The sequence below is a fragment of the Amycolatopsis sp. NPDC104819 genome, assembly GCF_055583145.1.
Map to the genome: position 1 here is coordinate 1 of NZ_JBVJON010000005.1, position 26,474 is coordinate 26,474.

General features: G+C 72.5%; 25 protein-coding genes and 3 pseudogenes. 13 read left to right on the forward strand and 15 right to left on the reverse strand.

All coding sequences use genetic code 11. The features are described 5' to 3' along the window. Positions 1–129: 129 nt before the first annotated feature. Positions 130–1,842, reverse strand: coding sequence for an alkaline phosphatase family protein (locus ACZ63E_RS16165; RefSeq protein ID WP_465336730.1), 1,713 nt, complete (start codon positions 1,840–1,842; stop codon positions 130–132). A gap of 386 nt (positions 1,843–2,228) precedes the next feature. On the opposite strand from ACZ63E_RS16165, the gene ACZ63E_RS16170 reads away from it, so the two are divergent. From ACZ63E_RS16170 to ACZ63E_RS16200, 7 genes are all read left to right on the forward strand, one after another. Beyond that, positions 2,229–2,423: an antitoxin gene (locus ACZ63E_RS16170; protein ID WP_465336731.1), complete on the forward strand. Its 195-nt coding sequence runs from the start codon at positions 2,229–2,231 to the stop codon at positions 2,421–2,423. A 75-nt stretch (positions 2,424–2,498) separates the two neighbouring features. Continuing rightward, positions 2,499–3,668 (forward strand): VanZ family protein, encoded by a 1,170-nt coding sequence (locus ACZ63E_RS16175; RefSeq protein WP_465336732.1) that lies wholly within the window; start codon positions 2,499–2,501, stop codon positions 3,666–3,668. Between the two features lie 103 nt (positions 3,669–3,771). Then, positions 3,772–4,158 carry an STAS domain-containing protein gene (locus ACZ63E_RS16180; RefSeq protein WP_465336733.1) on the forward strand — a complete coding sequence of 129 codons (387 nt, stop codon included), beginning with the start codon at positions 3,772–3,774 and terminating at the stop codon, positions 4,156–4,158. Positions 4,159–4,250: 92 nt separating this feature from the next. Then, positions 4,251–4,643, forward strand: a complete 393-nt coding sequence (locus tag ACZ63E_RS16185; protein WP_465336734.1) for an ATP-binding protein — start codon at positions 4,251–4,253, stop codon at positions 4,641–4,643. Next, positions 4,636–6,264, forward strand: a complete 1,629-nt coding sequence (locus ACZ63E_RS16190; RefSeq protein ID WP_465336735.1) for a PP2C family protein-serine/threonine phosphatase — start codon at positions 4,636–4,638, stop codon at positions 6,262–6,264. Before ACZ63E_RS16185 ends, ACZ63E_RS16190 begins: the two co-directional genes overlap by 8 nt. Beyond that, positions 6,261–7,331: a cobalamin B12-binding domain-containing protein gene (locus tag ACZ63E_RS16195; RefSeq protein WP_465336736.1), complete on the forward strand. Its 1,071-nt coding sequence runs from the start codon at positions 6,261–6,263 to the stop codon at positions 7,329–7,331. The genes ACZ63E_RS16190 and ACZ63E_RS16195 overlap by 4 nt, the downstream gene beginning before the upstream one ends. Next, positions 7,328–7,681: an STAS domain-containing protein gene (locus tag ACZ63E_RS16200; RefSeq protein WP_465336737.1), complete on the forward strand. Its 354-nt coding sequence runs from the start codon at positions 7,328–7,330 to the stop codon at positions 7,679–7,681. The genes ACZ63E_RS16195 and ACZ63E_RS16200 overlap by 4 nt, the downstream gene beginning before the upstream one ends. On the opposite strand, the gene ACZ63E_RS16205 is transcribed toward ACZ63E_RS16200, so the two are convergent. Then, positions 7,678–9,741 carry an MMPL family transporter gene (locus tag ACZ63E_RS16205; protein ID WP_465336739.1) on the reverse strand — a complete coding sequence of 688 codons (2,064 nt, stop codon included), beginning with the start codon at positions 9,739–9,741 and terminating at the stop codon, positions 7,678–7,680. The genes ACZ63E_RS16200 and ACZ63E_RS16205 overlap by 4 nt on opposite strands. Before the next feature lie 74 nt (positions 9,742–9,815). Between ACZ63E_RS16205 and ACZ63E_RS16210 the strand changes: the two genes are divergently transcribed. The 3 genes from ACZ63E_RS16210 (at position 9,816) to ACZ63E_RS16220 (ending at position 11,109) form a co-directional block, all read left to right on the forward strand. Further along, complete coding sequence (locus tag ACZ63E_RS16210) at positions 9,816–10,268, forward strand: MarR family winged helix-turn-helix transcriptional regulator (RefSeq protein ID WP_465336741.1); 453 nt, start codon at positions 9,816–9,818, stop codon at positions 10,266–10,268. Positions 10,269–10,391: 123 nt separating this feature from the next. Next, entirely contained in the window at positions 10,392–10,517 is a 126-nt protein-coding gene (locus ACZ63E_RS16215; protein ID WP_465336743.1) for a hypothetical protein, read from the forward strand. Positions 10,518–10,677: 160 nt separating this feature from the next. Continuing rightward, on the forward strand, positions 10,678–11,109 hold the full coding sequence (locus ACZ63E_RS16220) for a hypothetical protein (RefSeq protein WP_465336745.1): 432 nt from the start codon (positions 10,678–10,680) through the stop codon (positions 11,107–11,109). Between the two features lie 67 nt (positions 11,110–11,176). On the opposite strand, the gene ACZ63E_RS16225 is transcribed toward ACZ63E_RS16220, so the two are convergent. The 7 genes and pseudogenes from ACZ63E_RS16225 to ACZ63E_RS16255 all read right to left on the reverse strand — a co-directional run. Beyond that, entirely contained in the window at positions 11,177–11,803 is a 627-nt protein-coding gene (locus ACZ63E_RS16225; RefSeq protein ID WP_465305579.1) for a DUF4360 domain-containing protein, read from the reverse strand. 182 nt (positions 11,804–11,985) lie between these two features. Next, positions 11,986–12,852, reverse strand: coding sequence for a spermidine synthase (locus ACZ63E_RS16230; protein WP_465336747.1), 867 nt, complete (start codon positions 12,850–12,852; stop codon positions 11,986–11,988). After that, positions 12,852–13,211 (reverse strand): adenosylmethionine decarboxylase, encoded by a 360-nt coding sequence (gene speD / locus ACZ63E_RS16235; protein ID WP_465336749.1) that lies wholly within the window; start codon positions 13,209–13,211, stop codon positions 12,852–12,854. The genes ACZ63E_RS16230 and speD overlap by 1 nt, the downstream gene beginning before the upstream one ends. Further along, on the reverse strand, positions 13,204–14,343 hold the full coding sequence (locus tag ACZ63E_RS16240; RefSeq protein WP_465336751.1) for a type III PLP-dependent enzyme: 1,140 nt from the start codon (positions 14,341–14,343) through the stop codon (positions 13,204–13,206). Before ACZ63E_RS16240 ends, speD begins: the two co-directional genes overlap by 8 nt. Positions 14,344–14,365: 22 nt before the next feature. Beyond that, entirely contained in the window at positions 14,366–14,725 is a 360-nt protein-coding gene (locus ACZ63E_RS16245) for an RICIN domain-containing protein (RefSeq protein ID WP_465337463.1), read from the reverse strand. Between the two features lie 138 nt (positions 14,726–14,863). Continuing rightward, positions 14,864–15,779, reverse strand: a pseudogene (locus ACZ63E_RS16250) (glutaminase domain-containing protein); the annotation flags it as partial. 150 nt (positions 15,780–15,929) lie between these two features. Continuing rightward, positions 15,930–16,763: pseudogene (locus ACZ63E_RS16255) on the reverse strand (DUF5127 domain-containing protein); the annotation flags it as partial. Here ACZ63E_RS16255 and ACZ63E_RS16260 point away from each other — a divergent pair. After that, positions 16,678–16,893 (forward strand): hypothetical protein, encoded by a 216-nt coding sequence (locus ACZ63E_RS16260; protein WP_465337488.1) that lies wholly within the window; start codon positions 16,678–16,680, stop codon positions 16,891–16,893. The pseudogene ACZ63E_RS16255 and the gene ACZ63E_RS16260 overlap by 86 nt on opposite strands. Positions 16,894–17,121: 228 nt before the next feature. After that, positions 17,122–18,499: pseudogene (locus ACZ63E_RS16265) on the forward strand (amidohydrolase). On the opposite strand, the gene ACZ63E_RS16270 reads toward ACZ63E_RS16265, so the two are convergent. The 3 genes from ACZ63E_RS16270 to ACZ63E_RS16280 all read right to left on the reverse strand — a co-directional run bounded on the left by ACZ63E_RS16270 (position 18,468) and on the right by ACZ63E_RS16280 (position 20,882). Beyond that, a complete protein-coding gene (locus tag ACZ63E_RS16270) occupies positions 18,468–18,773 on the reverse strand; it encodes a DUF1883 domain-containing protein (RefSeq protein ID WP_465336753.1) in 306 nt (101 codons plus the stop codon). The pseudogene ACZ63E_RS16265 and the gene ACZ63E_RS16270 sit on opposite strands and share 32 nt — an antisense overlap. Before the next feature lie 97 nt (positions 18,774–18,870). Then, entirely contained in the window at positions 18,871–20,229 is a 1,359-nt protein-coding gene (locus ACZ63E_RS16275; RefSeq protein WP_465336755.1) for a hypothetical protein, read from the reverse strand. 170 nt (positions 20,230–20,399) lie between these two features. Then, positions 20,400–20,882: a MarR family winged helix-turn-helix transcriptional regulator gene (locus ACZ63E_RS16280; RefSeq protein WP_465336757.1), complete on the reverse strand. Its 483-nt coding sequence runs from the start codon at positions 20,880–20,882 to the stop codon at positions 20,400–20,402. A gap of 28 nt (positions 20,883–20,910) precedes the next feature. On the opposite strand from ACZ63E_RS16280, the gene ACZ63E_RS16285 reads away from it, so the two are divergent. Beyond that, positions 20,911–22,356: a phenylacetate--CoA ligase family protein gene (locus tag ACZ63E_RS16285; RefSeq protein WP_465336758.1), complete on the forward strand. Its 1,446-nt coding sequence runs from the start codon at positions 20,911–20,913 to the stop codon at positions 22,354–22,356. Here the strand turns inward: ACZ63E_RS16285 and ACZ63E_RS16290 are convergent. The 3 genes from ACZ63E_RS16290 to ACZ63E_RS16300 form a co-directional block, all read right to left on the reverse strand. Beyond that, a complete protein-coding gene (locus ACZ63E_RS16290; RefSeq protein ID WP_465336760.1) occupies positions 22,353–24,923 on the reverse strand; it encodes a tetratricopeptide repeat protein in 2,571 nt (856 codons plus the stop codon). The two genes, ACZ63E_RS16285 and ACZ63E_RS16290, sit on opposite strands and share 4 nt — an antisense overlap. A gap of 52 nt (positions 24,924–24,975) precedes the next feature. Continuing rightward, complete coding sequence (locus tag ACZ63E_RS16295; RefSeq protein ID WP_465336762.1) at positions 24,976–25,284, reverse strand: DUF4326 domain-containing protein; 309 nt, start codon at positions 25,282–25,284, stop codon at positions 24,976–24,978. Positions 25,285–25,466: 182 nt separating this feature from the next. Continuing rightward, positions 25,467–26,384: an aminoglycoside phosphotransferase family protein gene (locus ACZ63E_RS16300; RefSeq protein WP_465336763.1), complete on the reverse strand. Its 918-nt coding sequence runs from the start codon at positions 26,382–26,384 to the stop codon at positions 25,467–25,469. Positions 26,385–26,474 lie beyond the last annotated feature (90 nt).

Consider the following 26,474-nt stretch of genomic DNA (forward strand, 5'->3'; position numbering starts at 1 on the left):
CTCGCTCTCCTCCTCCTCTGCTGCGTTGCGGGCCGCTCATGGCCCTCCTCCGCTACCCCCCCCCCCCCCCCCCCCCCCCCCCCCCCCACGTCCTGGGCGCCCAGCGTCCGAAGCGTCCGAAGTGGACGGTCAGTGGGCGAAGGCGGTGAGGAAGCGGTCGCGGAAGGAGTCCATCTTCCACACCGGCGCCTGCGCGGCCGGGTGCAGGCCGTCGGTCCAGCCCCAGCCGGAGATCCGGTCCAGCACCTTCGGGTCCTTGGCGACGATCGTGATCGGCACGTCGTGCACCGCGCCCTGCGGGGTGACCACCGGCGGCTGGTGGTCGCCGAGGAACACGAGCACCAGGTTGTCGTCGCCGTAGTTCTGCACGAACGAGATCAGCGTCTTCAACGAGTAGTCGGTGGCGTCGCGGTAGGCGTCGCGGATCTTCGCGGGGTCCTTCCAGACCGACTCCGGCGCCTCGCCGGCCGCCGGCTGCGGAGCGAAGACCGAGCCGTCGCCGACCTGGTTCCAGTCGACGAGCCAGGGCCGCGGCGACCACGGCGCGTGGCTGGAGACGAGGTCGACCTCCGCCATCACCGGCTGCTTCCCGGCCTTCGCGAGCTCGTTGCGCTGCAGCATCGACATCGTGAACTGGTCGGGCATCGTGGCGTAGGCGTAGCCCGGCCCGTGGTAGCCGATGCTGCGGGCGTCGTAGTAGGCGTCGGGGTGGTAGAACTTCTGGCCCTCGGGCCAGTCCTTCGTGTGCGCGGGCACGTCCCAGACGGTCCGCCAGCCCGCGCGCTGGAACGCGCCGCCGAGGGTCAGCCGGTCACTGCCGAGCAGGTCGTTGTACCGCTGCTGGTTGTCGATCCACATCCCCGACTGCACGCTCGAGTGCGCCAGCCAGCTCCCGCCGCCGAACGTCGCGGACGACAGGAACGCGCTCTTCGCGCCGATGCCGGCGGCCCGCAGCTGCGCGGTGCCCGCGTCGAGCGTCGCGCCGATCTTCGGGGCGAAACCCGGGTCGTCGAGGGCGATCCGGCCGTAGCTCTCCACGAAGGTGAGCACGACGTTCTTGCCGCGCAGCCCGGTCAGCAGCTGGTCGCCGGGGGTGGTGCGGAACGCGTCCTCCGCGGCGATCTCGCCAAAGGGCCGCTGGTCCCGCAGGTCCGCGCCCACCTGGCGCAGGTCGCCGTAGGCCAGCGCGGCGGCGCTCTGGGCGGCGAGCGGCTGCCCCGGCGCGATCTCGACGCCGAACACCGAGCTGACGATCCAGATCACGCCGAGCACGGCGACCACGCGTGTCGCCCCGGTCCGGCGGCCCGCGGCGATCCGGGTCAGGCGCAGCATCGCGAGGACCATGAACACCATGACGGCGACCGCGAGCAACCCGGCGCCGACGAGCGCGGCGATCGTGCCCACCTCGCCGATCTGCCCGGCGAGGAACTCGACGCCGGCCTGGAAGAAGCTCCAGTCGTAGACCGGGTCGAACGGCTTCTCGAGCGTCGCGTAGAAGCCGGTGTCGAGGGCCTTCATCAGGGTCAGCAGCCCCAGGACGAGCCCGACGGCCACGGCGACGACGTTCCGCGCCCGCGGCGGCAGGACCAGCACGAACGCGGCGACGATGAGCCCTTCCACCGGCACGCGCACGAGCGCCTCCGCGGAGAAGGACGTGAGGTCGTCCGGGGCGAGCAGGCCGAACAGCACGAGCAGCGTGGCCAGCACCGTCAGGACCAGGCCGGCGAAGGCGTGCCGGCGCCGGCCGGGCCAGGGCAGCCCGAAGTCGGGCAGGGCGGACCCCGGGTCCGGGGAGCGGCGGCGGGCGAGCCGCGGCAGCGGCAGACCGGTGTTTCCGAGCATGCGGGCCTCACGTCGTGGTTCACGGCGGTGACCGCCTCCCCTGCGGCGGGTCCGGCGGTCCTCACCGGATATACGAGCCGGCCCGGCGCGCGGTTCAAGACGCGAGCGGCCGCGCCTTACCCGGGTTGGCGCCGTTCAAACCCGAATGCCGGGCTTTCACCCGGGAAAGGGGCGGGAATACCCACGACAGGTGAGTGCGTACGGCCGTTCGGTTGCGGGCCCGTTGCGCCGGTGGTCTCCTCGGGATGTCCGAAGATCGGATTTACCGATCTGGCCAAAAGCAGGCCGACCCCCGAGCGCGAAGGTGACCGTTGCCGCGAGGGCCGTTCGGCCGTGGCTGTGGTCGGATCGGTAACGAACGGCACAGTACCGATGGAGGCTTACCGATGAATCTGTTCGACAAGGCGAAGGAAGCCCTCGGGAAGCACCCGGACCAGGCCGACCAGGGTGTCGACAAGGCCGCCGAGGCCGCCAAGCAGCGCTTCGGCGACCACGCCGACAAGATCGACCAGGGCTCGGACAAGGTGAAGGACTTCCTGCACAAGCAGGGTGGCGGCCAGCAGGACGCGCCCCCGCAGTGACCTTCCGCCGGTGAGGCCCAGCCGTCCGGGGGAAAGCACGCTTCGCTCCCCCTCCGGCTGGGTACCACCGGCTCCGTGGTCGCCACCTATCTCGTCCCCGTCCGGACCGCCCTCATCCTCTTCCCGTTCCTCGTGCTGGCCGTGATGCTGCCGGCGGCGTTCGTCAGCTACCGCCGCCGCGGCCGGGCCGGCGGGTGGACGACGGCCGTCTTCTACGTGTTCCTCTTCTACCTGCTGGCGATCGCGACGCAGACGGTGCTGCCGCTGCCCGCCGATCCGGCCTACTGCGCGGGGCACACCTACGCGAGTTCTCCGCAGTTGCGGCCTTTCTACTTCGTCGAAGTGGTGTCGCAGCGGGCCCGCGGCCACTGGAGCCCCGGCGCCCTGCTGCACAACCCGGCGGTCTGGACCACGGCGCTGAACGTCGTCATGCTCGCGCCGCTCGGGTTCTTCGTCCGCTACGCGCAGCGGATGCGGCTGGTGCCGGCCACTTTGGTCGGTTTCGGCGTGTCGCTGTTCTTCGAGCTGACCCAGCTGACCGGCCTGTGGTTCGTCTACCCGTGCCCGTACCGGCTGTTCAGCGTGGACGACCTCATCCTCAACACCGCCGGTGTCGTCGTGGGCTGGCTGCTCGCCGGTCCGCTCGGCCGGCTGCTGCCGCCGCCGGCGCCGGAGCACGAGCGTCGCCGCTACGCCGAGAAGGTCACCTTCACCCGGCGGCTGTTCGCGCTGGCCACCGACCTGCTGGGGTTCGCCGCGCTGCTCGGGTTCCTGTTCGGCCTGCTCACGCTGTTCGGCGAGGACCTGACGCACCGCGACACGCCGGTCGCCATCCTGGCCCTCGTCTGGTTCGTGGTGCTGCCGGCGGTCACCGGATCGACCCCCGGCAAGCGCGCGATGCTGCTGCGGGTCGTGCGCCGCGGCCGCCGCCGGGCCGGGCCGATCGCGCTGCTGGTCCGCAACGGCATCCTGCTCTCCCCGCTGTGGCTCGGCTGGCTGGTGCTCGACCTGGACCACTGGGACCTCGGCGAGCACCCCGAACAGCTGCTCCTGCCGGTCGCGCTGGCCGTGTCGGTGTTCGTGGTCGGCGTCTGGACGCCGCTGGCGGTGCTGCTCGACAGCGAGCACCGGGCACCCTACGAACGGCTGACCCGCACGGTCGACGTCGCCATCGTGCCCCCGGCCCCGGAGCCGCCGAAACCCGCTTCCGAGCCCGTTCCGGCCGAGGTCCTTAAAGGACGGTGAGGGACCACCGCGCTGCCTCGGCCGGGCCGCGCTGGTAGATTGCGCACTGGAGCAGGTTGAGCCGCCAGCCCGCGTCCCTGATCCCCTCACCCAGGAGTTTTCCATGACCACCGACGCCACGCGGCCCCGGCAGCGGTTCTCCGGTGACGGCTGGTCGCTGGACATCCACGAGGCCCCGGACCTGAGCGTGTACACCCTGCGCGGCGAGTTCGACTTCGCCGTCTCGCCGAAGCTCGCGGAAGTGTTCCCGCCGGAACCCGGCGCCGGCCGGGTCGTCGCCGACATGACCGAGGTGGAGTTCTGCGACTCGAGCTGCCTGCAGGCGCTGCTGCGGCTGTCACGCGGGCTGCGCGCGGCCGGCGGCCGGTTCGCCGTGGTGACGACCGTGCCGGCCGTGGTCCGGCCCATCGACCTGCTTGGCCTCGGCGACGTCATGCCGGTGCACCCCACGCTCGACGCGGTGCTCGCTTCCTGGGGCGCCGAATCATGACGACTTCCGAAACCCGTGTCAGCGGGGCCGGTTCCGGGCATGAAGAAGGGGAGGCCTTTCCCCCGGGGCCCGGCACGGCGAAGGAGGCGGACGTGAAACTGCGAGCTATCCGGCACGAGCTCGGCATCTCCGCCGACCTCACCGAACTGGCCAAGGTCCGGTCCTGGGTCCGCGCCGTCCTGTGCGACCTGCCGGCCCACGTGGTCGGCACCGCCGTCATGGTCGTCGACGAGCTGACGTCCAACGCGCTGCGCCACGGCCGCGCGCCCTACCACGTCCGGCTGCTCCCCGGCGCCGCCAAGCTGCGGATCGAGGTCGACGACGGCGCCGGTGAACCCGCGCGCCGCCGGGCGCCGTCCGACCACGGCGGGCGCGGACTCCTGCTGGTGGAGCGCTGCGCGGCGGCGTGGGGCCAGCTGCGCCGGCCCACCGGCAAGACGCTGTGGGCCGAGCTGCCCACCGAGCCCGGGCCGGTCCATGGCTGAGCGCGTGCGCACGGCGCCCGCCGCCCCCGTGGTCGTCGACCGGGGCTGGGAAGCCGCGCCCACGGCCGCGGTCGTCGCCGACGGCGCCGGCGTGGTCCGGATCCTCAACGAAACCGCGCGCGAGCTCTTCCCCGGCGCCCGGCCCGGCTCCCCGCTGTCCGGCACGGTCGCGGACTGGCTGGCCGACGCGCACGAGGCGTCGGCCGACGAGGTCGTCCGCGGCGAAGTCGGCGAACGGGCCTTCGCGGCCCATCCGATCCCGCACGGCGACGCGACGACGTGGTGGCTCATCGAAGAGACCGACGTCCTGGCGGCCCGGGAGTCGCTGGCCCAGGAACAGCGGCGGACGGCGTTCCTCAGCGACGCGTCCGCGGCCCTGCTGGGCTCGCTCAACCTCGAACGCTGCATGGAGGTCGCCTCGCGGCTGGCCGCGGAGCACCTCGCCGACGCCGCCCTCGTGCTCGCCCCGACCACCGGCGGGAGCTTCCCCGCCGTCACCTGCGTGCGCGGCGGTGAGCCGGCGCGGTCCCGGCTGGAGATCGACCCGGACGAGCTGCCCGGGCTCGGCGAGGCCCTGCAGGGCTTCCCGCCGGTGCCTTCGCGCTGGCTCGACCCGGACGCCGCGCCGGGCTGGGTGCTACCCGGGGACTTCGGGCCGGTCGGCTCGATCGTCGTCACGCCGCTGCCCGGCCACGGCGTCCCGGCGGGCGCTCTGGTGCTGCTGCGCCGCGGCGACCGGGCGTCGTTCACCGACCAGGAAGAGCTCTTCGCACGCCTGTTCGCGGCGCGGGCCGGCGCCGCGATGTCGGCGGCGCGGGTGTTCGCGCAGCAGGCATCGATCACCGACACGCTGATGCGCGAACTGCTCCCGCCGACCCTCGAACAGCTCGGCGGGGTCGAGTTCGCCGGCCGGTACCGCCCGGCCCGCGACGGCGAACGGATCGGCGGCGACTTCTACGACGTGCACCCGGTCGTCACCACCGACGGCGAAGAGGCGCTGGCCGTGCTCGGCGACGTCTGCGGCAAGGGTCTCGACGCCGCCGTGCTCACCGGGAAGATCCGCACCACGCTGCGGGCGCTGCTGCCGATGGCGGGTGACCACCACCGCCTGCTCGACCTGCTGAACCGGACGCTCGGGGACAACCAGGACGCCCGGTACGTGACACTGGTGCTGGCCTCGGCCCGCCGCGAGGGCGCCACCGTCCGGCTGCGCGTCACCTGCGCGGGACACCCGCCGCCGCTGATCGCGCGGGCCGACGGCCGGGTCGAGGAGGCCGAAAGCCGCGGCAGCCTGATCGGCGTGCTGCCGGAGATCGAGTCGGTGAGCGCGGACATCACGCTCGAGCCCGGCGAGACCTGCCTGCTCTACACCGACGGAATCATCGAGGCGAAGGGCGGCCCGCTGGGCGAGGCCATGTTCGGCGAGGAGCGGCTCCAGGAGATCGTCGCCGAGTGCGCGAACATGCCCGCCGACGCCGTGGTCGAGCGGGTGCAGATGGTCGCGTCGCAGTGGATCGGGCGCGGCGCCCACGACGACATGGCCGTCCTGGCGATCACCGCGCCACGCGGGCAGCACCTGGCCGCGGTCGGCGGCCACAGTCGCGGGAGGTACACCGCATGAGCACCGCGACCCGCCCGGCCGGTGTGGCCGGGCTGGCCGAACGGCTCTGGGACGCCGTCACGGCGGGGGACGAGTACGCCGCGGGCGACGTCGTCGTCCAGGCGCTCCGCGACGGGACGGACCCGGAGAGCGTGCTGCTCGACGTGATCGGCGCGGTGCAGCGGCGCGTCGGTCAGGAGTGGGCGGCCAACCGGCTCACCGTCGCGCAGGAGCACGCGGCGACCGCGATCAACGACCGCGTCATCGCGACGTTCGGGTACGTGCTGCGGCGGCCCGAGCCGCACCTCGGCCGTGTCACGGTCGCGTGTGTCGACGGTGAGTGGCACGCGATGCCCGCCCGGCTGCTCGCCGAGGTGCTACGGCTGCGCGGGTTCCACGTCGACTACCTCGGCGCCCAGGTGCCCGCCCCGCACCTGGTGGCGCACCTGCACCGCACCGGGCCGGACGCGGTCGCGCTGTCCAGCTCGATCGCCACCCGGCTGCCGACCGCGCACGCCACGATCACCGCGTGCCAGGCGGCGGCCACCCCGGTCATCGCGGGCGGCGCCGCCTTCGGGCACGACGGCCGGTACGCGCGGCTGCTGGGCGCCGAAGCCTGGGCCCCGGACGCTCGGACGGCCGCCGACCGGCTGACCGAGCCGCTCCCCCGCCCGCACGGCGCGCACCAGCCGCTCGACGACCTGCCGCACCTGGCCGACCAGGAGTACACGCTGGTCACGCGCAGCTCCAGCCGGCTCGTGAAGGCAGTGCTGGCCGGGCTGGAGGAGCGGATCCCGGCCATGCGGGCCTACACCGACCAGCAGCGCCGGCACACGGCCGAGGACGTCGCGCACATCGTCGAGTTCCTGGCGACGGCGTTGTACGTCGGCGACGCCGAGCTGTTCATCGGCTTCCTGACCTGGACCGCCGGCATCCTCACCGCGCGCGGTGTCCCGGCCGCTTCGCTGGTGCCCGCGCTGGATCTGCTGGAGACAGAGCTGCGCGACTTCCCCCGGGCCACCGGCTTCCTCCGCGACGCGCGCACGCACCTGGCGGACGCGGCCGCCGGATCGGGGCTGTCGGCATGACGAGCGCGTTGAACTGCACCTGGGACGTCCCGGACGCCACCACGGCCCACGTCGTGGTGGCGGGCGAGCTGGAGTTCACCACGGCGGCGCTGCTGCTGAAGCTGGTGACGGACCGCCTGGCCGAGTACGCGGGCGTGCGCGACGTGCACCTCGACTGCGCCGGGATCACGTTCTGCGACTCGTCCGGGCTGTCGGTCCTGATCCGCGTCCACCGCGTCGTCACCACGGCCGGGGCCCGCCTGCACCTGGACAACCGGCAGCCGTCGCTCGACCGGCTGTTCGTGCTGACCGGAACGGCGGCGTACCTGACCGGCGAGTCCCCGGCGGCCCGGGCCCGCGTCGACTCCTAGGCGTCCTTCCTGGCCAGCGTCGAAGGCCACCAGATCCGCCGGCCGACGTCCACGGTCAGCGCGGGCACCAGCAGCGACCGCACCAGGAACGTGTCCAGCAGGACGCCGAACGCCACGATGAACGCGATCTGGGCGAGGAACAGGATCGGGATCACCGCGAGCGCGGAGAACGTCGCCGCCAGCACCACACCGGCCGACGTGATCACCCCGCCCGTCAACGACAGCCCGCGCAGCGTGCCGTCGCGTGTTCCCCTCGTCAGTGCCTCTTCGCGCACCCGCGTCATCAGGAAGATGTTGTAGTCGATCCCCAGCGCCACCAGGAACACGAACCCGAACAGCGGCACGACCGGGTCCGCGCCCGGGAAGCCGAGGACGTGGTTGAACACCAGTGCCGACACGCCCATCGTCGCGGCGAACGACAGCACCACCGTCGCGATGAGCAGCAGCGGCGCCAGCAACGACCGCAGGAGCAGGGCGAGCACGGCGAAGATCACCAGCAGCACGATCGGGATGATCAGCTCGCGGTCGTGCACCGACGTCTGCTGCGTGTCCAGCTGGATCGCCGTCGGGCCGCCGACCTTCGCGTTCGCGCCGGGCACCGCGTGCACGGCGTCCCGCAGCTTCCCGACGGTCGCGACCGCCGCTTCCGAGTCCGCCGGATCGTCGAGCACGGACAGGATCTGCACACGGCCGTCGACCACCTTCGGCTTCCCGTCGGGGCCCGGCAACGGCAGCGACTGCGCCACGCCGGCCGGCTTCGCCGCGGCGAGCACGGCGGGCAGCGCGTCCGCGTCGGCGATCGTGATCGCGGGCGCGCCGAGCCCGCCCGGGAAGTGCCGGCCGAGGACCTCCTGGCCCGTCCCGGACTCGACCTGGGTGAGGAAGACGTCCGACTGCGCGGTGCCGGACGCCTTGAGCTGCGGCAGGAACGCGACGCCGATGCCGAGCACGAGCGCCGTCACCACCCAGACCGCGCGCGGCCGCCGGCCGACCAGCCGGGCCACCCGGCCCCAGATCCCGGACGTCTCGGGGTGCGGCGAGCCGAGCGCCGGCTTGAACGGCCAGAACGCGCCGCGCCCGCACAGGGCCAGCACGGCGGGCAGGAACGTGATCGACGCGAGCAGCGCGGAGCCGATGCCGATGGCCGCGACCGGGCCGAGGCCCTTGTTGGAGTTGAGGTCGCTGAACAGCAGGCACAGCACCCCGAGGATCACGGTGCCGGCCGACGCGGCGATCGGTTCGAGCGTCGCGCGCCAGGCGAGCTTGAGCGCGTCGAACCGGCTCGGGGTGTCGCGCAGCTGCTCGCGGAAGCGCGCGACGGTCAGCAGCGCGTAGTCGGTCGCCGCGCCGAACACGAGGATCGAGAGGATGCCCTGGCTCTGGCCGTTGAGCGCGAGGACGTCGTTCTTGGCCAGCAGGTAGACGACGAGGCTCGCGAGCCCGAGCGCGAACACCGCCGACAGCAGCACCAGGAACGGCAGCAGCGGGCTGCGGTAGACGACGATGAGGATCAGCGCGACCACGCCGCCGGCGACGAGCAGCAGGATGCCGTCGATGCCGCCGAACGCCTTGACCAGGTCGGCGATCTGCCCGGCCGGCCCGGTGACGAGCACGGTGAGCCCGGCCGGGGCGCCGGTGAGCCGCTCGCGGACCTCCTTGACGACGTCGGCGGGGTTGCCGTCGGCGAGGATCGGCACCGCGAGCTGCACGGCCTGGTCGTCGCGCGGCGCGTTTTCGGGTTTCCCGAGCGGGCCCACGACGCCGGGCACGCTGCCGAGCTCCCGCGCCTTGGCCTCGAGGAACCGGCGGTCGTCGGCGGTCAGGCCGGTCGGGCGCTCGGCGACGACGGTCGCGGGCAGCACCTGGCGGGAGCTGAACGCCTTCTGCTCGTCGGAGACTTCGGTGGCTTCGGCCGAGCGCGGCAGGAAGGCGGCGTTGTCGTTCTTCGCGACTTCGCTCAGCTTCCCGGCGAAGGGGCCGCCGAAGCCGCCCAGCCCGAGCCAGGCGATCACCAGGAGCGCGGGGATCAGCCAGCGGAGGCGGCGCGGCTTCTCGTTCATGGTCGCTAAGGTCCTTTCGTGGGCGGACACGCCCAATTGTTCAGCAGGCTGAACATTCTGCACGACGACCCGGAGTGACGGTGAGCACAACCCCCGAACCCGACCTGAGCACCTGGCCGACCGGCCGGCTGCTCGCGGTCGCCGCGCGGCTCGTGGAGCAGCGCTGGGCGGCCGTGCTCGCCGAAATGGGGCTCACCCACGCGGGGCTGATCGCGCTGCACGTCCTGCGCGACGGCCCGCTCCCCCAGCGGACGCTGGCCCAGCGCTGCCAGGTCACCGACCAGACGATGAGCCGCACGCTCGACCGGCTCGCGAAGGCGGGTTTTGTCACCCGGACGGCTGACCCGGCGGACGCGCGCCGGCACCTGACCCGGCTCACCCCGCGCGGCCGGACCGTCCACGACCGGGCGGTGCGCGCCGAACCCGCGCTGCTCGGTGGGCTCGGCGAGGACAGCACCTTCCGCGCCGGCCTGCTGGAGTTGATCACGCGGCTGTCCGCGGAGGATCGAGACCAACCGGTGACCTGAGCGGCCCCGCCCAGGCCGCGGGGTGTGCGCGCGGCACCACTATGTGTTTGAGGCCCCAGTCGAGCTCACCCGGGCGATTCACTTCCCGCGGGCCTGGGTAGCTCTTCTTCCATGTGGATCGCGGTGAGCACCCCAGTGGCCCTCCTGATCGCAACCGTCCTGATGGAGCGGTTCGAGCGACGATGCACGCTCACGCCCGCCACGAAGGGCGAACCGGCCGAGCTGCCGGCTTCCGGCGCTCTCGACTAGCCGTCCTTTGTAGACAGCCGGACGACGCTCCCCCTCCCGCGTCGCCTGACCACCTTGATGTGATCCACGTCTCATTCCTCCCCGTCGAGAACCCCGGGGTCACCCCGCGGCGACTGACGAAGCAGATCCGGCCGACTCCGGATCGAGGGAGGAGAACACCATGCGCACCAAAGCCGCCCGCACGGTGACCGGACTGGCCGCGGCGGCCGGGCTCGTCACGGCGGTGAGCATCGGGATCGCCGGCGGCGCGTCGGCGGCGCCGGGAACCGCGGAGGGGACCATGACCACCACGAACCAGCCGGAGCCGCCGAAGGGCGCCCGGGCCACCGTGCAGGTGAGCCCGAACCCGACAACGCAGCGCGGCCAGGAAGTGACCATCACCGGCAGCTGCGGCGGCGGCACCGGGCTCAAGTCGGTGCTCGGCGGCTTCCCGGAGCACCCGGCACTGGAGAACATCCGGATCGTCGACGCCGGGCCGGACCACTTCGTCGCCAAGGCGACCGTGGCGCAGCACATCGGGAACGGCGTCGGCCCGGTCTTCGTCGACTGCGGCGGCGAGGCGGGAGTGACACTTCTGGTGACCCACGTCTGACCCGGCCGGGCCCGCTCACCGGGAATCACCTCCGATGAGCGGGCCATCCGGGCCGATTCCGCGGAATTCAGCAGGTCTTCCACGCGAAGTGGTAAATCGTGTCCACGCTCGCGTGTTCGGAATCCATTTCGATGTAACTCGCGCCCGAGGAGGTGCCCGCGTCGGCCCGCAGTTCCGCATTGATGTTCAGGTTGCGGTCCTCACCGCAGGGCGCGAACACGAGCTCGGCGACGTCGGTGACGTCGGTGGCACGCCACACGCCGTGGAACGGCCCGGGGAAGGTGTGGCGCACCCGGGCGGTCGGCGACGTCCCGGCGAAGTAGTAGTTGGCCTGCTCGAGCGCGCTCGCCCCGCTCTCGATGTGCGCGAAGCCGCGGTACTCGGCCGAAGCGATCGCGTACGTGAATCCTTGGGGCACATGGACGAGCACGTTGATCTGGCAGTTCTTCCGGGCGTCGAGCGCGGAGGAGCCGCCGCCGGCCTTGGCGGTGAAGTTCGAGTAGTGCACCGTGAACGCCGTGTTGTCCGACGCGACGTCGGCCGAGGCGGTCGCCGTGCCGGCCGGGCAGCCGGACCCGTTGATGGTCTTGATGTCGAGCGTGATCCTTTGGTCGGGAGCCGAATCCGCCACGGATTCGACGGGTGCGGCGACGGCGGACAGAATCATTCCGGCTACGACCAACATACCAAGCATGACGCTCCTCCAAATGGGCCACGGTGCCTTTTGATCACGATGATCGAGCGCGGAACGGATCGTAGCGCGATCGCAACCTTTTCGACGGCCACTGAACGGAGTAACACGGCGACCCGGCGTGCGGGAAATCCATTTCCCGCTCATTCATCTTTCACCAATGGGATATTGTGAAAATCGGCGTCTCAAAACTGGTCTGGACCAGTATCGCGCCGGAGCGAAAGCGGCGGGGTCGAGCCGGCCAGCAGCGCCTCGGCGTCCAGCGTCGCCGCGCCGCTCCCCCGCTCCGCGAACCGCCGGGCCACCAGCGCGCCCGGCTCGGCGACGTGGTCCGCACGCCCGGACAGGAACGCCCACTCGTGCTCGTCGGACCCGAAGTACAGCACCGTCCCGAACACCTCGCGGAACCGCCGCCACGACGCGCGCAGCGTCTCGTTGCGCCACAGCGTCGGGCAGCCGGCCTGGCAGGTCACCACCCCGCCCGGGGCCAGCACCCGCAGGCACTGGTGGAGGAAGTCCGTGCCGTACAGGCGGTTGTGCTGCGCTTCGGGGTCGGTGTTCTCGTCCGGCAGGTCGATCACGACCACGTCGTAGTGGCCTGCGGGCGCCGCGGCCAGGAACGCCCAACCGTCCGCATAGGACACCCGGACCGGGCCCTCGCCCCGCGTCGCGAGCGCCAGCTCCTCGGCGGTGTAGCCGTAGGGCAGGTGCTCGGCGCAGGCCCGGACGGCCTGCTCGTCGATGTCGACGTGGTCGACGTGCGTGGCGCCGGCGTCGACCGCGAGCTGACTGGCGACCCCCTCGCTCGAGCCGATCACCAGCACCCGCCGCACCTGGTCGGCCAGCAGCAGCGCGGGCACCATCAGCGCCTCGTGGTACACCAGCTGGCTCGCCTCGGTGCTCTGGCGCTCGCCGTCGCAGAAGAGCGAGACCCCCTGCGCGGTCTTGCCGATCAGCACCTCCTGGTACGGCGTGCGCGCGTCGAACACGACGTCGCCGACCGCCCAGACGCGGGTGAGGCCGGCGCCGACCGGCTCGTGGATCGAGGGCATCAGCGTTCTCCCCGGTGGACGACGGACAGGTGGACCGAGCCGGCGTCGAGCGCCTTCGCCAGCAGCCGCAGCGCGTGCTCGGGGTCGGCCCGGTCACCGCAGGTGAACACGTCGGCGAAGAGCGATCCGTGCTCGGGGTAGGTGTGCACGGACGCGTGCGACTCGGCCAGCAGCGCGATCACGGTGGCGCCCTGCGGCGCGAACCGCTTCGCCACGACGTCGACGACCGTCGCGCCCGCCTCCGTCACGGCCGCGCGGAGCAGCTCGCCCAGCCGAGAAGCGTCGTCGAGCAGGCCCGGGTCGATGCCGTGCAGCTCGGCCAGGACGTGCCGCCCGGTGAACCGGCCGATCTCAGGCATCACCCCACCGCCCGACGCAGTACGTGCGTAGCGGCTCGATGCCGTTGAACGCCACCGACGCGTAGCTGGCGGTGTAGGCCCCGGTGCCGGGCAGGTCGAGCCGGTCGCCGGTCCGCAGGGCCAGCGGCAGCTCGTACGGCGTCCGCTGGTAGAGGACGTCATCGCCGTCACAGGTCGGCCCGGCGAGCACCACGGGCCCGCTCGGGCCGCCGGCGTCGACCGGCTCGAACCGGTAGGCGATCGCCTCGTTCTCGGCCTCGGCGAGCCCGTTGTACCGGCCGATGTCGAGGTACACCCACCGCCGCTCGCCCCGGTGTGCGACGAGCACGACCTCGGTGCGCAGCAGGCCCGCGTCCGCGACCAGCACGCGTCCCGGCTCGAGCAGCAGCTCCGGCCGTCCGGCCGGGAAGTGCGTGTCGAGCGCCGAGGCGATCGTCGCCGCGTACGCGGCCAGCGGCGGGACGGCGGTGCGGTGGGTGGTCGCGAACCCGCCCCCGAGGTTGAGCCGCGTCAGCACGACGCCTTGGGCCGCGGCCTCGGCGAACAGCTTCGCCGCCGTCGTGATCCCGATCTCCCACGCGGTGACGTCCGGCTGCTGCGACCCGACGTGGAAGGCGATCCCCGGCCGCAACCCCAGCGCGGCCGCGCGCAGCACCAGGTCCAGGGCCTCGGCGGGCTCACAGCCGAACTTCCGGCCGAACGGCGTCACCGAGTCCGGCGCCTCGAACACGACCCGGATCGAGACGGCCGAGCCCGGGGCGTGCCGGGCCAGGTGGTCGACGTCGTCGGGCGCGTCGGAGGTGAACTCGCGGACCCCGCGTTCGAAGGCGAAGGCGATGTCACGGGGTTTCTTGATCGGGTTGCCGTAGGCGAGGTCCGCCGGGTCGGCGCCGCGCTCGAGGCACAGCGCCAGCTCGGCGGGCCCGGCGACGTCGAAGCCGACCCCGGCGGCCACCAGCGCGTCGAGCACCGGCGGCGCCGGGTTGGCCTTGACGGCGTACCGGATCAGCGCGCCCGGGAACGCCGAACGGAACTCGCGCGCCCGCACCGCGACGGCGTCGGTGTCGACGACGAGGCACGGAGTCGGCGGATCCCGGTCCTCGAGGAACCGGCGAAGGGGTTCGGCGCACACGGCGCCAGTCTCGCAAACGGCGTCAGACGAACCGCCACAGGTGGTCCGGTGACCCGTTGTCGTCCCACTGGGTCACCTGCGCGCCGTCGGCCGTCGACTGCTGGTCGACGGCCATCACCTTGCCGCTACGGACGTTGACGAGCTTGGACCAGCCGCCGCCCGCGTCGACGATCCGCCAGTTGTGGTCGGGGGTGCCGTTGTCCTGGAACTGCTGGACGTGGGCGCCGTTGTCGAGGCTCTGGTCGTGGACCGCCAGGACCTTGCCGCTGTTGCGGTTGACGATCCGGACGGTCCCGTCCCCGTTCTCGACGACCGCCCAGAGGTGGTCGGCCGTGCCGTTGTCGCTCCACTGCGTCACCTCGGCCGTGTCGGCCAGCGACATGTTCGACACGGCCAGCACCTTGCCCGAGCGCTGGTTCTGCAGCTTCCGCCACACGGTCGTCGACGCCGCCGGGCGGGTCAGCAGCGCCAGGTAACCGCCCGCCACCGGGCGGGCCTGGAAACCGCGCTGGGTGGCGTCGGCCACGACGTACCAGTCGCTGAACGGGACGCGCTGCGGCGTGGTGTTTGCGTAGCTGTAGACGCCCTCGACCAGCGTGGTCCGGATGTTCGGCTGGTCGGTGAGCCACGCGGCGGTCCACAGCTCCCAGTCGGCCTTCGTGTAGTTGTTGCGCGGGTCGAGCAGCACCCCGTGGGCGCTCGCGCGGCCCTGGTACCAGGCCGCCTCCTGCGTCGCGACGCCGAGCGGGACCAGGTCGAGGCCGAGCACGCGGTCGGCGAAGCCGTTGTACTTCAGGCTCCAGGTGCCGGGCTGGTCGTAGGCCAGCTTGAGGTGCTGGTTCGACGGGTCCTGCGCCAGCGTCACCCACTGGCTGACGTAACCGCGGGAGACCGACCGGTACCGCTGGGCGTCGGCGGTGTTGCCGGTCGCGGCGGCGATGATCCCCATCGCGCCGACGCCGATGATGCCCTTGAGCGCGAGGTTGGCGCTGTGGGCGATGAACCCGGTGAAGTCGTCGGTCTGGTTCTGGAAGCCCGGGTCGAGGGTGGCCGACGAGGTACTCGGCCCACTGCCGCAGGATCCGGTAGTGGGTGTTCGCGAAGGCGGCGGCGTCGGCCGAACCGAGCCGCTGCACCAGCGCGGCGGCCATGATCAGCAGGTTGGCCGACTCCTCGACCGGCATGCTCTCCTCGTTGCCGTCGTTGTGCCCGGTCGCGTCCGGGTAGTGCGTGCCGAGGTCGTGTTCGGCGTACTGCATCGGCCAGCCGCCGCGTTCGGCGTAGTCGAGCAACGGCTCCAGGACCAGCCGCAGGTAGGCCGGGGAAAGGTAGAGGTAGGCCGGGAACGCCGGATAGGTGACGTCCACAGTGGACATGTTGCCGTTGGAGGAGATCTCCTTGAGGAAGCCCCACGGCGCGCCGCCGCGGTCGACCAGCTCGGTGCCGCCGAACGCCTGCCGCAGCGCCAGCGCGCAGATCCCCGCGTAGTGCTCGCCGGTGGTCCCGCCGCCGGCCGCGGCGACGGCGTCGTCGTGCAGCCGCCGGTCGATCGCGGTCGCGGCGCTCAACGCGCTCGCGTAGTCGTCGGCGAACCAGACCGCCATGTCCTGCCAGCTGCCCCAGTAGTGCGTCCACCAGGGCCGCAGCTCGGCGCCGAGGTAGCGCACGGCGGGCGTCCGGACGTGCCCGATCGCCAGCGTGAACGGCGCCGACGTGCCACCGGCGGCGATCGTGCCGAGGTCCTTGTTGAAGGCGAGCACCGGCCAGCGGTCGCTGATCGCGCGGGGCTGGGCGGTGTCGCTGGTGTTGGCCAGGGTTCCTTGGCCGGCGGACGCGGCGCGCACGACGGTGTCCTGCCCGATCTGCCAGCTGACCCCGGACGCCGGCGCGGCCAGCACCAGCGAGCCCCAGCTGGCCTGGTCGCCGTTCTCCTGCAGCACACCCGGGCTCGCGGGCGTGCAGCTCAGCAGCGTGTAGCCGCTCGCCTGCTGCCGCGTCCAGGTGACGGGGGTCGAGGTGTTCCCGTGCACCCATTCCGCCGAGGTGTCGAAGTGCAGGTCGACGGCGTGGGCGCGGCCGTCGGCGCTGGCGGCCTGGAGCGTCACGTAGCCGAACGGGACGCTCTGGCGCTGCAGGTTCGCCGGGTCGACCGGCGAGAAGAACGTGACGGTCAGGTTCACCCCGCCGCCGGTCAGGACGTAGGTCGAGCGGGTGCCGGTGACCTGCAGGCTCACCTGCGTCATCGGCGTGAGCGCGGGTCCGCTCGGCAGGGCGGGCTGCCCGGCGAAGACGTAGGCGGCGCCGTCGATACGGGCGAGACCGCAGAGGGCGGTGATGTGCCCGGTCCAGAAGCTCGACCAGGTGCCGGGGAGGTTGTCGGCGGGCTGCCAGGTGGACAGGTACGGCGAGCGGACGATCAGCGGCGTCGCGGGCGGCCGGATCGGGCCGAAGGTGCCGGCGGCGGCCGCGCCGCCGGGCAGCCAGAGCGCCGCGGCGACGGCGGCGGTCGTCCCTCCGGCGAGCCGGAGCAGGTCACGGCGGGTCAGGTGATCGCGTTCTCGGACGGACATCGGTGTCCCCTTCCACGGCGGCGAACAGCGCAGCCCACTTTTACATCGTTGGTACAACGTTGTAAATCCGCCGATGGTCGGTCCGGGAAGGGCCACCGGACCACCGGGTCCGCAGGTCCGGTGGCCTTTTCGAGCCATCGGCGGGGTCGCTCCGCTCGTCTTGCCGAGCACCCCGGCTCTCCCCCGCCGATGCGGCAAGATCGGGCGCATGTACACCGACCTCGTCTTCACCGGCGGGCCGGTCTTCACGCCCGGCGGCCGGGCGGGAACGGTCGCCGTCACCGGCGGGCGGATCACCGCCGTCGGCGGCGACCCGACACCCCTGATCGGCCTGCGCACCGAAGTGGTCGACCTGCGCGGCCGGCTGCTGCTGCCCGGGTTCCAGGACGCGCACGTCCACGCCGTCGGCGCCGGGATCGAGCTCGGCCGCTGCGACCTCACCGGCGCCACGACGGTCGCGCAGTGCCTGGACGCCGCTTCCCAGCCGCGGCTCGAGTGGCTGACCGGCAGCGGCTGCTCGACGACGTCGTCGCGGACCGGCCGGTCGTGCTCATCAACCGCGACCACCACGGCGCGTGGCTCAACGGCGCGGCGCTCACCCGCGCCGGGATCACCGGCGACACCCCGGACCCGCCCGACGGGCGCATCGAGCGCCGACGGTGTCGCGACCGGCGTGCTGCAGGAAGGCGCGATGGACCTCGTCACCCGCCTGCTGCCCCCGAGCGCGCAACGGCTGCTGCACTCCTACGGCGTCACCGCGTGGCAGGACCCGCTGCTCGGCGAGTACGGCGGAATGCTCTGGTGGGACCGCGGCCGCGGTGCCGACCAGCTCCCAGACCTGCTGGACCGCCGGGAATCGTTGCGCCGCAAGGGGTTCCCTGCCCGCAGCGTCAAGATCATGCTGGACGGCATCGCCGAGAACCGGACCGCGGCCCTGCTGAGCCCGTACCGGTGCGGTGACCACAGTGGACTGAGCTTCGTCGACCCGGTGGCGTTGCGCGAGCACGTCACGCTCCTGGACGCGCACGGCTTCCAGGTGCACTTCCACGCGCTCGGCGACCGGTCGCCGGCACCACCTCGCGCACGTGCAGGTGGTGCACCCCGACGACGTCCCGCGGTTTCGGCGGCTCGGCGCGACCGCGACGATCCAGCCGCTGTGGGCCGTGCACGAACCGCAGATGGACGAGCTGACCATCCCCTTCCTCGGCGCCGGCCGGGCGGCGTGGCAGTACCCGTTCGGCGCCCTGCTGCGGTCCGGGGCCACCCTGGCCGCCGGGAGCGACTGGCCGGTGAGCAGCCCCGACCCGCTGCAGGGCATCCACGTCGCGGTCACCCGCACGCCGTACGGGGAAGCCGTGCCCCCGTTCTTCCCGGCGCAGCGGATCGGCCTCGGCGCGGCGATCACGGCCTACACGGCGGGTTCGGCGTACGTGAACCACTTCGACGACACCGGCTCGATCCGGCCGGACCGGCGCGCCGATCTGGTGGTGATGGACCGCGATCCCTTCGACGGCCCCGAAAACGAGATCGGGGCCGCGAGGGCCGAACTGACGTTCATCGGGGGCCGGTGCGTCCACGGGCCATGACGGCCGGTTCCGGCTCGACGGTCACCCGCGGGCGCAGGGGCAGGTTCTCCAGCCCGTCGACGTCGAGCACCAGGAACCAGTGCGCGTTGGCCGGAATGTGGATTTTGAACATCGGTGTGGTGGCCACCCCGCCGTGCATCCGGTAGTACTGCCGGCGCCGGTATGCCTGGTAGTTGACCGCCGTCAGCAGCCTGACGTTGGCCATCGCGTCCAGGCGGACGGTGACCACCGCGTCTCTTCGCACCTTCCCGAGGTCGAACACGTTCGCTTCCATCTTTCGTCCCTGCTTCCACGCGTGGGTTCTGAGTTGGGTCGCGGGCAGCGCGGAGCACGCCGCGAGCACACGACGGAGAGGAGGTTCGGGACGGGACCTAACCGGGGCCGGTGCCCGGTTCGCACGCTCGCCAGAGCGGGTGGAAGTCACCGTGCGACTGCGCGAAGCCCCTGCCGGAGTGGGGAGCGAAGTCGGCGGTCAGGAAGGCGGGCGGGGTCGGGGAGCCGCCGCCGACGGTGGCATCGGCGGGAGTGGGGCTTCGCGGGGCCGGCGGGGTCTGGGGAGGGTGGTTCTTCTTTTTCTGGAGCGGCTGCGGTTTGTGGAGCGGCTGGGCTCGGGTTCCGGCTTCAGCTTCGGCCGCGTTGGGTCCGGTCGCGCGGGCTTTGATGGCCGTGGTCTGGCGGGCGGATTCCGCGGACTGGGGTGAATCCGGGGCTGCCGCTTGGGGTGCGTGCTGAGGATTCGCCTCGCGGGTGGGTGCGAGCGGTTGATCGGGGGTGGGGCGCCCGGCGGGCGGGGCGGTTGTGCCGGGGTGGGCGCCATCGTTGCCGGCGGGAGCCACGACTTCGGTCACCGGGGCGACGAGGTCGGTGACGGGCTTGACGATCGGGGCGGTCACCGGGGCGACGAGGTCCGTGACCGGCTTGACGACGGGCTTCGCGATGTCGGTGATCGGCTGCAGCACCGATCCGACGGTGCGCGCCACGGGTGCGACGGCCTGGACCACGGGAGCGGAGATGGGCTCGACGAGGTGCGCCACCGGCTCGACCACCGGTGCTGCGGCCTTGACCACCTGCGCAACCGGCTCGACCACAGGAGCGGCGGCCTTGACCACCCGGGCCACCGGCTCAACCATGGGAGCAGCGGCATCGACCACCCGCGCGACCGGCTCAACCACTGGCTCAACGGTCTTGACCACTCGCGCCACGGGCTCAACCACAGGCTCAACGGACTTGACCACTCGCGCCACGGGCTCAACCACTGGCTCAACGGTCTTGACCACTCGCGCCACGGGCTCAACCACAGGCTCAACGGACTTGACCACTCGCGTCACCGGCTCAACCACGGGCGCAGCAGTCTTCATAACCTGCGCAACCGGCTCCGCTACAGGCGCGGTGGCCACGCGCGCCACCGGCTCGACCGCCGAGGCGGCAGTCTCGACGACCGGCACCACCGGCTTCACCACGCCAGACGCGGCCTTCACCGGCTCAACCACAGGCGCCGCGGACTTCACAACCCGCCCCACCGGCCCAACCGCCGAAGCAGCAGTCTCGACCACCGGCTTCCCCACATCACCCGCAGCCGTCACCACCGCAACACCGGCCGGCGGCGAAGCCCCCGTCGCCGCTTGCGCGTGACCGGACACCAGCCACGACAGCAACCACAACCCCGCCACGGCCCCGGCCAGCATCAGCAGCCGACGCGCGGTGGTGGTCGCGTCGCTTGCCCGGGTCACGTCAGGGAACCTCCAGAGGCGGGAGCAGACCTGGGACTTACCCTCCAACGCCCCCGGTCACACCCACGCTACGGCTCCACAGCGTCTTCCACTCGTCCGGACCATCAGCAAGCCTGAGTAAAGACTCCAGTCGGCGGAGCCCGGTACCCCAGTCGCCACGACCAGGTTGATCAGGGTTCCTGAGCGTGGTGCATCAACGCACCCAACGCCGTGATGCCGTGCTGGAGGCCTTCGCGGAACGTCGCGCGCTGGCCGGGGCTCAGGTCCGCCAGCAACGCGTCCTCCACCTCCGCGACCGCCGGCGCGCAGTCGGCGAGCAGGCCGCGGCCGGCTTCGGTGAGGCCTGCCAGCAGCACCCGCTTGTTGCCCGGCTTGGGGGTGCGCGCGATCAGTCCGCGCTTTTCCAGCGCTAGCACCATTTCGTGCATGGTCTGCGGCCGCAGGAACGACCGGCGCGCCAGCTGCGCCGACGACAGCGCGCCGCTGGCTTCGAGGACCGTCAGCGCCGTGTACTGCAGCGTGGTCAGGCCGAGCGGCCGCAGCGCGTCGTCGAGCAGCGCCCTGACCACCAGCTCGAGCCGTTTGACCAGGTAGAGGGTCAACGGCGCGCCGGCGGGCTGCTGCTCCGCGGTGGTGCTCACGCCGCCCATCATGACACGCGGCGGCCGTTATGCTGCGATCATGGACCACGCTCGGCAGACCCGCGTGCGGCAGGCGTTCGACACCTTCTTCGCCCCGCCCGGGCCCCCGCCGGAAAGCCATGTCCTCGACCTCTTCCACCGCACCGCCGAAACCGTGCCCGCGTACCGGAAGTTCCTGCGGGAGCACGGCATCACGCCTGCGGACGTCGCCACGATGGCGGACTTCCGCACGCTGCCGCTGGTCGACAAGGCCGGCTACCACCGGAAGTACCCGCTGCCCGAACTGTGCCGCGACGGCACGTTCGCCGGGCTCGACATGATCGCCGTCTCCTCCGGCTCGAGCGGGCACCCGACGATCTGGCCTCGCTCGCTCGAGGACGAGCTGCACGTCGCCCGGCGGTTCGAACAGGTGCTCGTGGACGCCTTCGACGCCGGCGAGCGCGGCACCCTCGCCGTCGTCTGCTTCCCGCTCGGCACCTGGGTCGGCGGGCTCTTCACCACGGCGTGCGTGCGTCACCTCGCGGCCAAGGGCTGCCCGATCACCGTGGTGGCGCCGGGCAACAACAAGGCCGAGATCCTGCGGGTGCTGCCCGAGCTCGCGCCGCACTTCGAGCAGGTTGTGCTGCTGGGCTATCCGCCGTTCGTGAAGGACGTCGTCGACACCGGGCTCGCCGAAGGCCTCGACTGGCCCGCGTACTCGGTCAAGCTCGTGCTCGCCGGTGAGGTCTTCAGCGAGCAGTGGCGGGACCTCGTCGCGCGGCGGGCCGGGATCGCCGACCCGGTCCGCGACATCGCTTCGCTCTACGGCACCGCCGACGCCGGGGTGCTCGGCACCGAAACGCCGGTGTCGGCGGGCATCCGCCGGTTCTTCGCCGACCACCCGGACCTCGCCCGCGAGGTCTTCGGCGACGCGCGGCTCCCGACGCTCGTGCAGTACGACCCGGCCAGCCGCTTCTTCGAGGTGCACGAGGGCACGCTCGTCTTCACCGGCGACGGCGGCATCCCGCTGATCCGCTACCACATCGCCGACGACGGCGGGGTCCTGCCGCACGACGAGCTGCTCGCCTACTGCGCCCGCCACGGCTTCACGCCGCCGCCCGGGCCGGAGCTGCCGTTCGTGTACGTGTTCGGCCGGTCGCTGTTCACCGTCTCGTTCTTCGGCGCGAACGTCTACCCGGAGAACGTCACCGTCGGCCTGGAGCAGCCCGGCATCAGCGACGTGGTGACCGGGAAGTTCGTCATCGAGGCGGTCGAGGACGCCGACCGCGACCGGCGGCTGCGCATCACCGTCGAGACGGCGCCGGGCGCCACCGCCGACGCCGCGCGGATCGCGGAGTCCGTGCGCGCGCAGCTGTGCCGGCTCAACAGCGAGTTCGCGCACTACGTCCCGCCGGAGCGGCAGCTGCCCGACGTCGTCCTGCGGCCCGCCGGGGATCCCGAGTACTTCCCGGTCGGCGTCAAGCACCGCTACACGCGGCCGGCCTAGGCGCGGGCGAGCTTCCGGAACCGTTCACGGCGTTCGCCGGCCGAGGAGCCGTCGGCGATGTCGTCGTCGAACCACGAGCAGAGCGCGGCCCACAGCTCCGCGCGGGCGGTGAACTCCTCCTCCGTCACCAGCGCGCCCTCGAACTCCGCGATGTCGGTCACCAGCTGGTCGAGCCGCTGGTCGCAGAGCCGCACGTACTCGCGGACGACGACGTTGGCGTCGAGGCCGGTCTTGCCCCGCGAGCCGGCCGCGCCGCGCAGCTGGGCGTGCAGCCGGTCCTCGCTGTAGAGCGGGAACCCGCTGATCGAACCCGGGTACCCCGAGTCGGCCGACCACTCGCGGAACGCGCAGATCGCCTGGTAGCGGGTGTACCAGTCCTGTTTCCCGGTGGCCAGCCGGGAAAGCTTCCGCCAGGCGTCGCGGTCGGCCGAGCGCCAGCGGTCGAGCGTCCGGCCGTCCGGCCGCGGCCCGGGATCGAGGGTGCGGACCCGCCAGAAGTGCGCGCGGCACGCCGCGATCTCGCCGACGAGGTGCCGCACGTAGCTGACCTGCTCCCAGACGTGGGCGCGCTGCGGCCGCAGCGGGGCGGCCCGGTCCGGGGAGAAGGTGACCATCTCGAAGACGCGGAACAGCTCGTGCCCGCGCAGCGCGGCGAGGTCGGGGTCCTCCCCCATCACCCACGAGCGACGCTCGGGCAGCCGTCCGCTGTGGCTGATCGTCGCGGCGTGGTAGAGCTCGCGGATCGCGCGGCGCGCCACTTCGTCCCGCGCTTCGCCGGTGAGACGCGGGTTGCGGGCCCGGTCGCGCAGATCCCGTTCCCCGCGGGGACCAACTTCGAGCATGGCGACGGCGTAGACGCTCGCCGCGTTGTAGCACTCTTCCCACGACTTGCGCCCGCCCGCGGCCTCGACCGTGACGTCGAGCCTCTGCGGGTCCGGCGGCCAGCGCCGGTCCGGGCAGACGTCGGCCAGCTTCACGCGGCTGTGGGGGTAGGCCGGGCGGGGTTCGGGGACGGCGCCGGACATCGGCTCCACGTCGGCCATCGCGCGCCGCACCACCGTCCAGATCAGGGACAGCTCGAGCGCGCGGTTCGTCAGCTGCTGCCAGCTGCGGGTCCAGCGCCGGCCGAACCGGCGGTAGTCCTCGAGGAGCCGCTCGATCTCGTACTGCGAAAGCGCGCCCAGGTACGACCGCATCTCCGCGGCCCGCTGGTTGTACTCGGCCAGCTGCTCCGGCGTCGCCTCCTGGACGACCAGTTCGCGCGCCGGCACCCGCAGCACCCGGCGGTGCAGCTCGAGCCGCTTCTCCCGCGGGATCGGGTACGGCCGGGTCCGGACGTCGAGCTCGACGTACCGGCGGAACCGCAGTTCCAGCGCCGCCCGCAGTTCGGCGCGGCGCAACGCCCGCGCGTCGTCGGGCGCGCTCGCGGTCGTGCGCCGCACCCACCACGAGCCGGCCACGGAGTCGCCGTGGCCGAGCACCAGCGCGTGCCGGTACCGGGCGATCAGCAGCGCGACGTCCCGGCCGCGGCCGGCGTGACGCGGCTGCCGCGCGAAGTCGGGGCCGATCCACCAGCGGGCGAGCGCCGGCTTTCCCCGGCTGCAGACGGTGATCACGTCGTCGTAGGTGGCGAGCGCGTCGAGGTGCAGGTCGAGCTGCTCCTGCAGGGCCGCGATCTCGAGTCTGATGTAGACGTTCGACGGGTCGAGGCTGACCGCGCGGTAGTACTCGGCGAGGGCTTCGTCGTAGCGGCGGTAGGTGACGAAGTGGTTGGCGCGCTGGTAGGCATCGAAGAGCTCGTAGGGGATCTTCGCGTCGCGCCAGGCGGCCCAGTGGATGTTCGTGCGCACGTAGGCGCTGCGCGGGATGACCAGCGCGGCGACGGCGTTCGCGGCCCGGTGCAGCACCCGCGGCCAGTTCTCGTCCTCGATCACCAGCGGGCTCGCCGCGAACCGCGGGACGCGCACGAGCTCGAGGATCAGCTGGTAGCGGCCCGCGGTGTTGCCCGGCCGGACCGTGCCGGTGACGGTGAACGCGGCGGGCGGCTGCGCGAGCCGGATCAGCTTGGTGGCGGCCTTCCACCAGCCGTCGGCGGCGTCGCCGGCGTGCTCGACGATCTGGATGAAGTCGTACGAGCTGCCGACGCCCGGGACCGGCGTCGGTGTGTAGAGGCGAGAGTCGTTGAGGAACCGCTTGAAGGTGGCGGTCAGCTCGACGGCGGAATCGATCTCGCGGTCGTGGCTGTCCGGCGCGCGTTCGTCGACGAAGAGCCGGATGTCGATCTGGTTGGCGCGGAAGGCGGCGGCTTCGAGCCGGGCCTTGCCGACGAAGTACAGGGTGAGGACGGCGGAGACGACCACGACGGACGTCTGCAGCACGGTCCAGGTGATGATGCTCGCGACCTTCGGGTCGCGGACGAACGTCCAGCTCTGGAAGAACGGCAGGTAGGGCACGACGGCGAAGCTGACGGCGACGAGCCCGGCCGTCACCGCCGCGAACCACCACCTGATCCGGTGAGCCTTCGGCAGTTCGGCTTGGTCGAAGCCGGCATGTCGTCGCGCGGGCACCGTCGATCACCCCCTCGTGTCGCCAGGTTACTCGCAGAGGGGGTGCGTTTCGTTACGGCCCGTGATCCGCGACGTCGGCGATCACCTGGGCGTGGCACAGCAGAGGGGCACACCAGCAGCCGAGCCGCTTGCCGCGCAGCTCCGGCAGGAACGCGAGCAGGTCCGGCCGGGCGAGAAGGTGCTCGCGGTACCGGGCGAGGACTTCCTCGCGGGTGCCGTCTTTGCCGGGCCGGAACGGGCTGGCGAGCTTCGAGCCGGCGAGGTGCCAGCCGCCGCGGTGCATCGCCCGCCCGACGTAGACGACGTCGGCGTAGTCCGGGTCGTCGCGGTGGCCCTTCAGGTTGACGACGGTGGTGCCCATGGGCCCACCATGGCATGGCGGCCGGTGGTTTTCCCTGCTGACACGACGACTTGTGGTCGGCGACCAGCTCATCCAGGCGCCGCCGAGCCCGAATCAGGACCCGGGCCGAGTCCGGGCCCGTAAGCTCGGCCCGCGTCGGCAGCACCGCCATCAGCCCACCCTGGCACGGCGGCCGATTTCCCCTACCGATCCGAGGCCTGGTGATCCGCCACCAGCTCGTCCAGCCGCCGCCGAGCCCCGGCCGGGTCCGGGCCGGTCAGCTCAGCCCGCGTCGGCAGCACCGCCGTCATCCCCCACGCCCGCCCCCGCGCCCAGGTGGCGTCGTCGACGTCCAATGCCGCGCGAAACCTTCGCCGCCCGGCCGCCGACAGCACCGACCACACCACGATCAGGTCGCACGCCGGGTCGCCGACCGCCATCGTGCCGAAGTCGATGACCGCGCTGAGCCGGCCGTCGCGGGACAGGAGGTTCGCCGGGGCCGGGTCGCCGTGGATCCAGACCGGTGGGCCGTCCCACGGCGGGGCCGCGCGCGCCGCCTCCCAGACTGCCGCCACCGCCGGGATGTCGATCAGGCCGGCCAGCGCTTCGATCCGCGGGGCGAGCCGGGCCGGGGCGATCGCCGAGTCGCGTTCGTCAGTCGTCGAGACGCCGCGAAAGCCGTTGCTCCACTGGGGTGGCGGGCCGCCGGCGGTGTCCGCCCGGCGCAACGCGGCGAAGAACCCCGCCAGCTCCTCGGCCGGGTCGGCCACGCCGTCCGGGTCGAGCGACTCGCCGGGCAGCCAGCGCAGCACCGACCACGGGAACGGATAGCCCTCCCCCGGTTCGCCCTCGGCCAGCGGCACCGGGACCGGGAGCGGCAGCTCGGGCGCCAGCTTCGGCAGCCATTCCTGCTCGCGCGCGACCTGCCCGGCCCAGCGCCCGTACCGCGGCAGCCGCACCGCCAGGTCCGGTCCCAGGCGGAACGTCGCGTTGTCCACGCCCTGCGTCGGCGCGGGCTCGACCGGCAGCCCGGCCCACCGCGGGAACTGTGTCGCCACCAGGCGCCGGACCACCGGCGCCGTGATGGTCGCTTCGTCGGACGACAGGTCTCCGGTGGCCAAGGCACCCCTCACGTCGGTGTGGTCGCGGCCGATCACACCGGGTCACGGCGCGGCTGTCCACCGAATTTGCCCGCGCTGGTCCACCTAGTG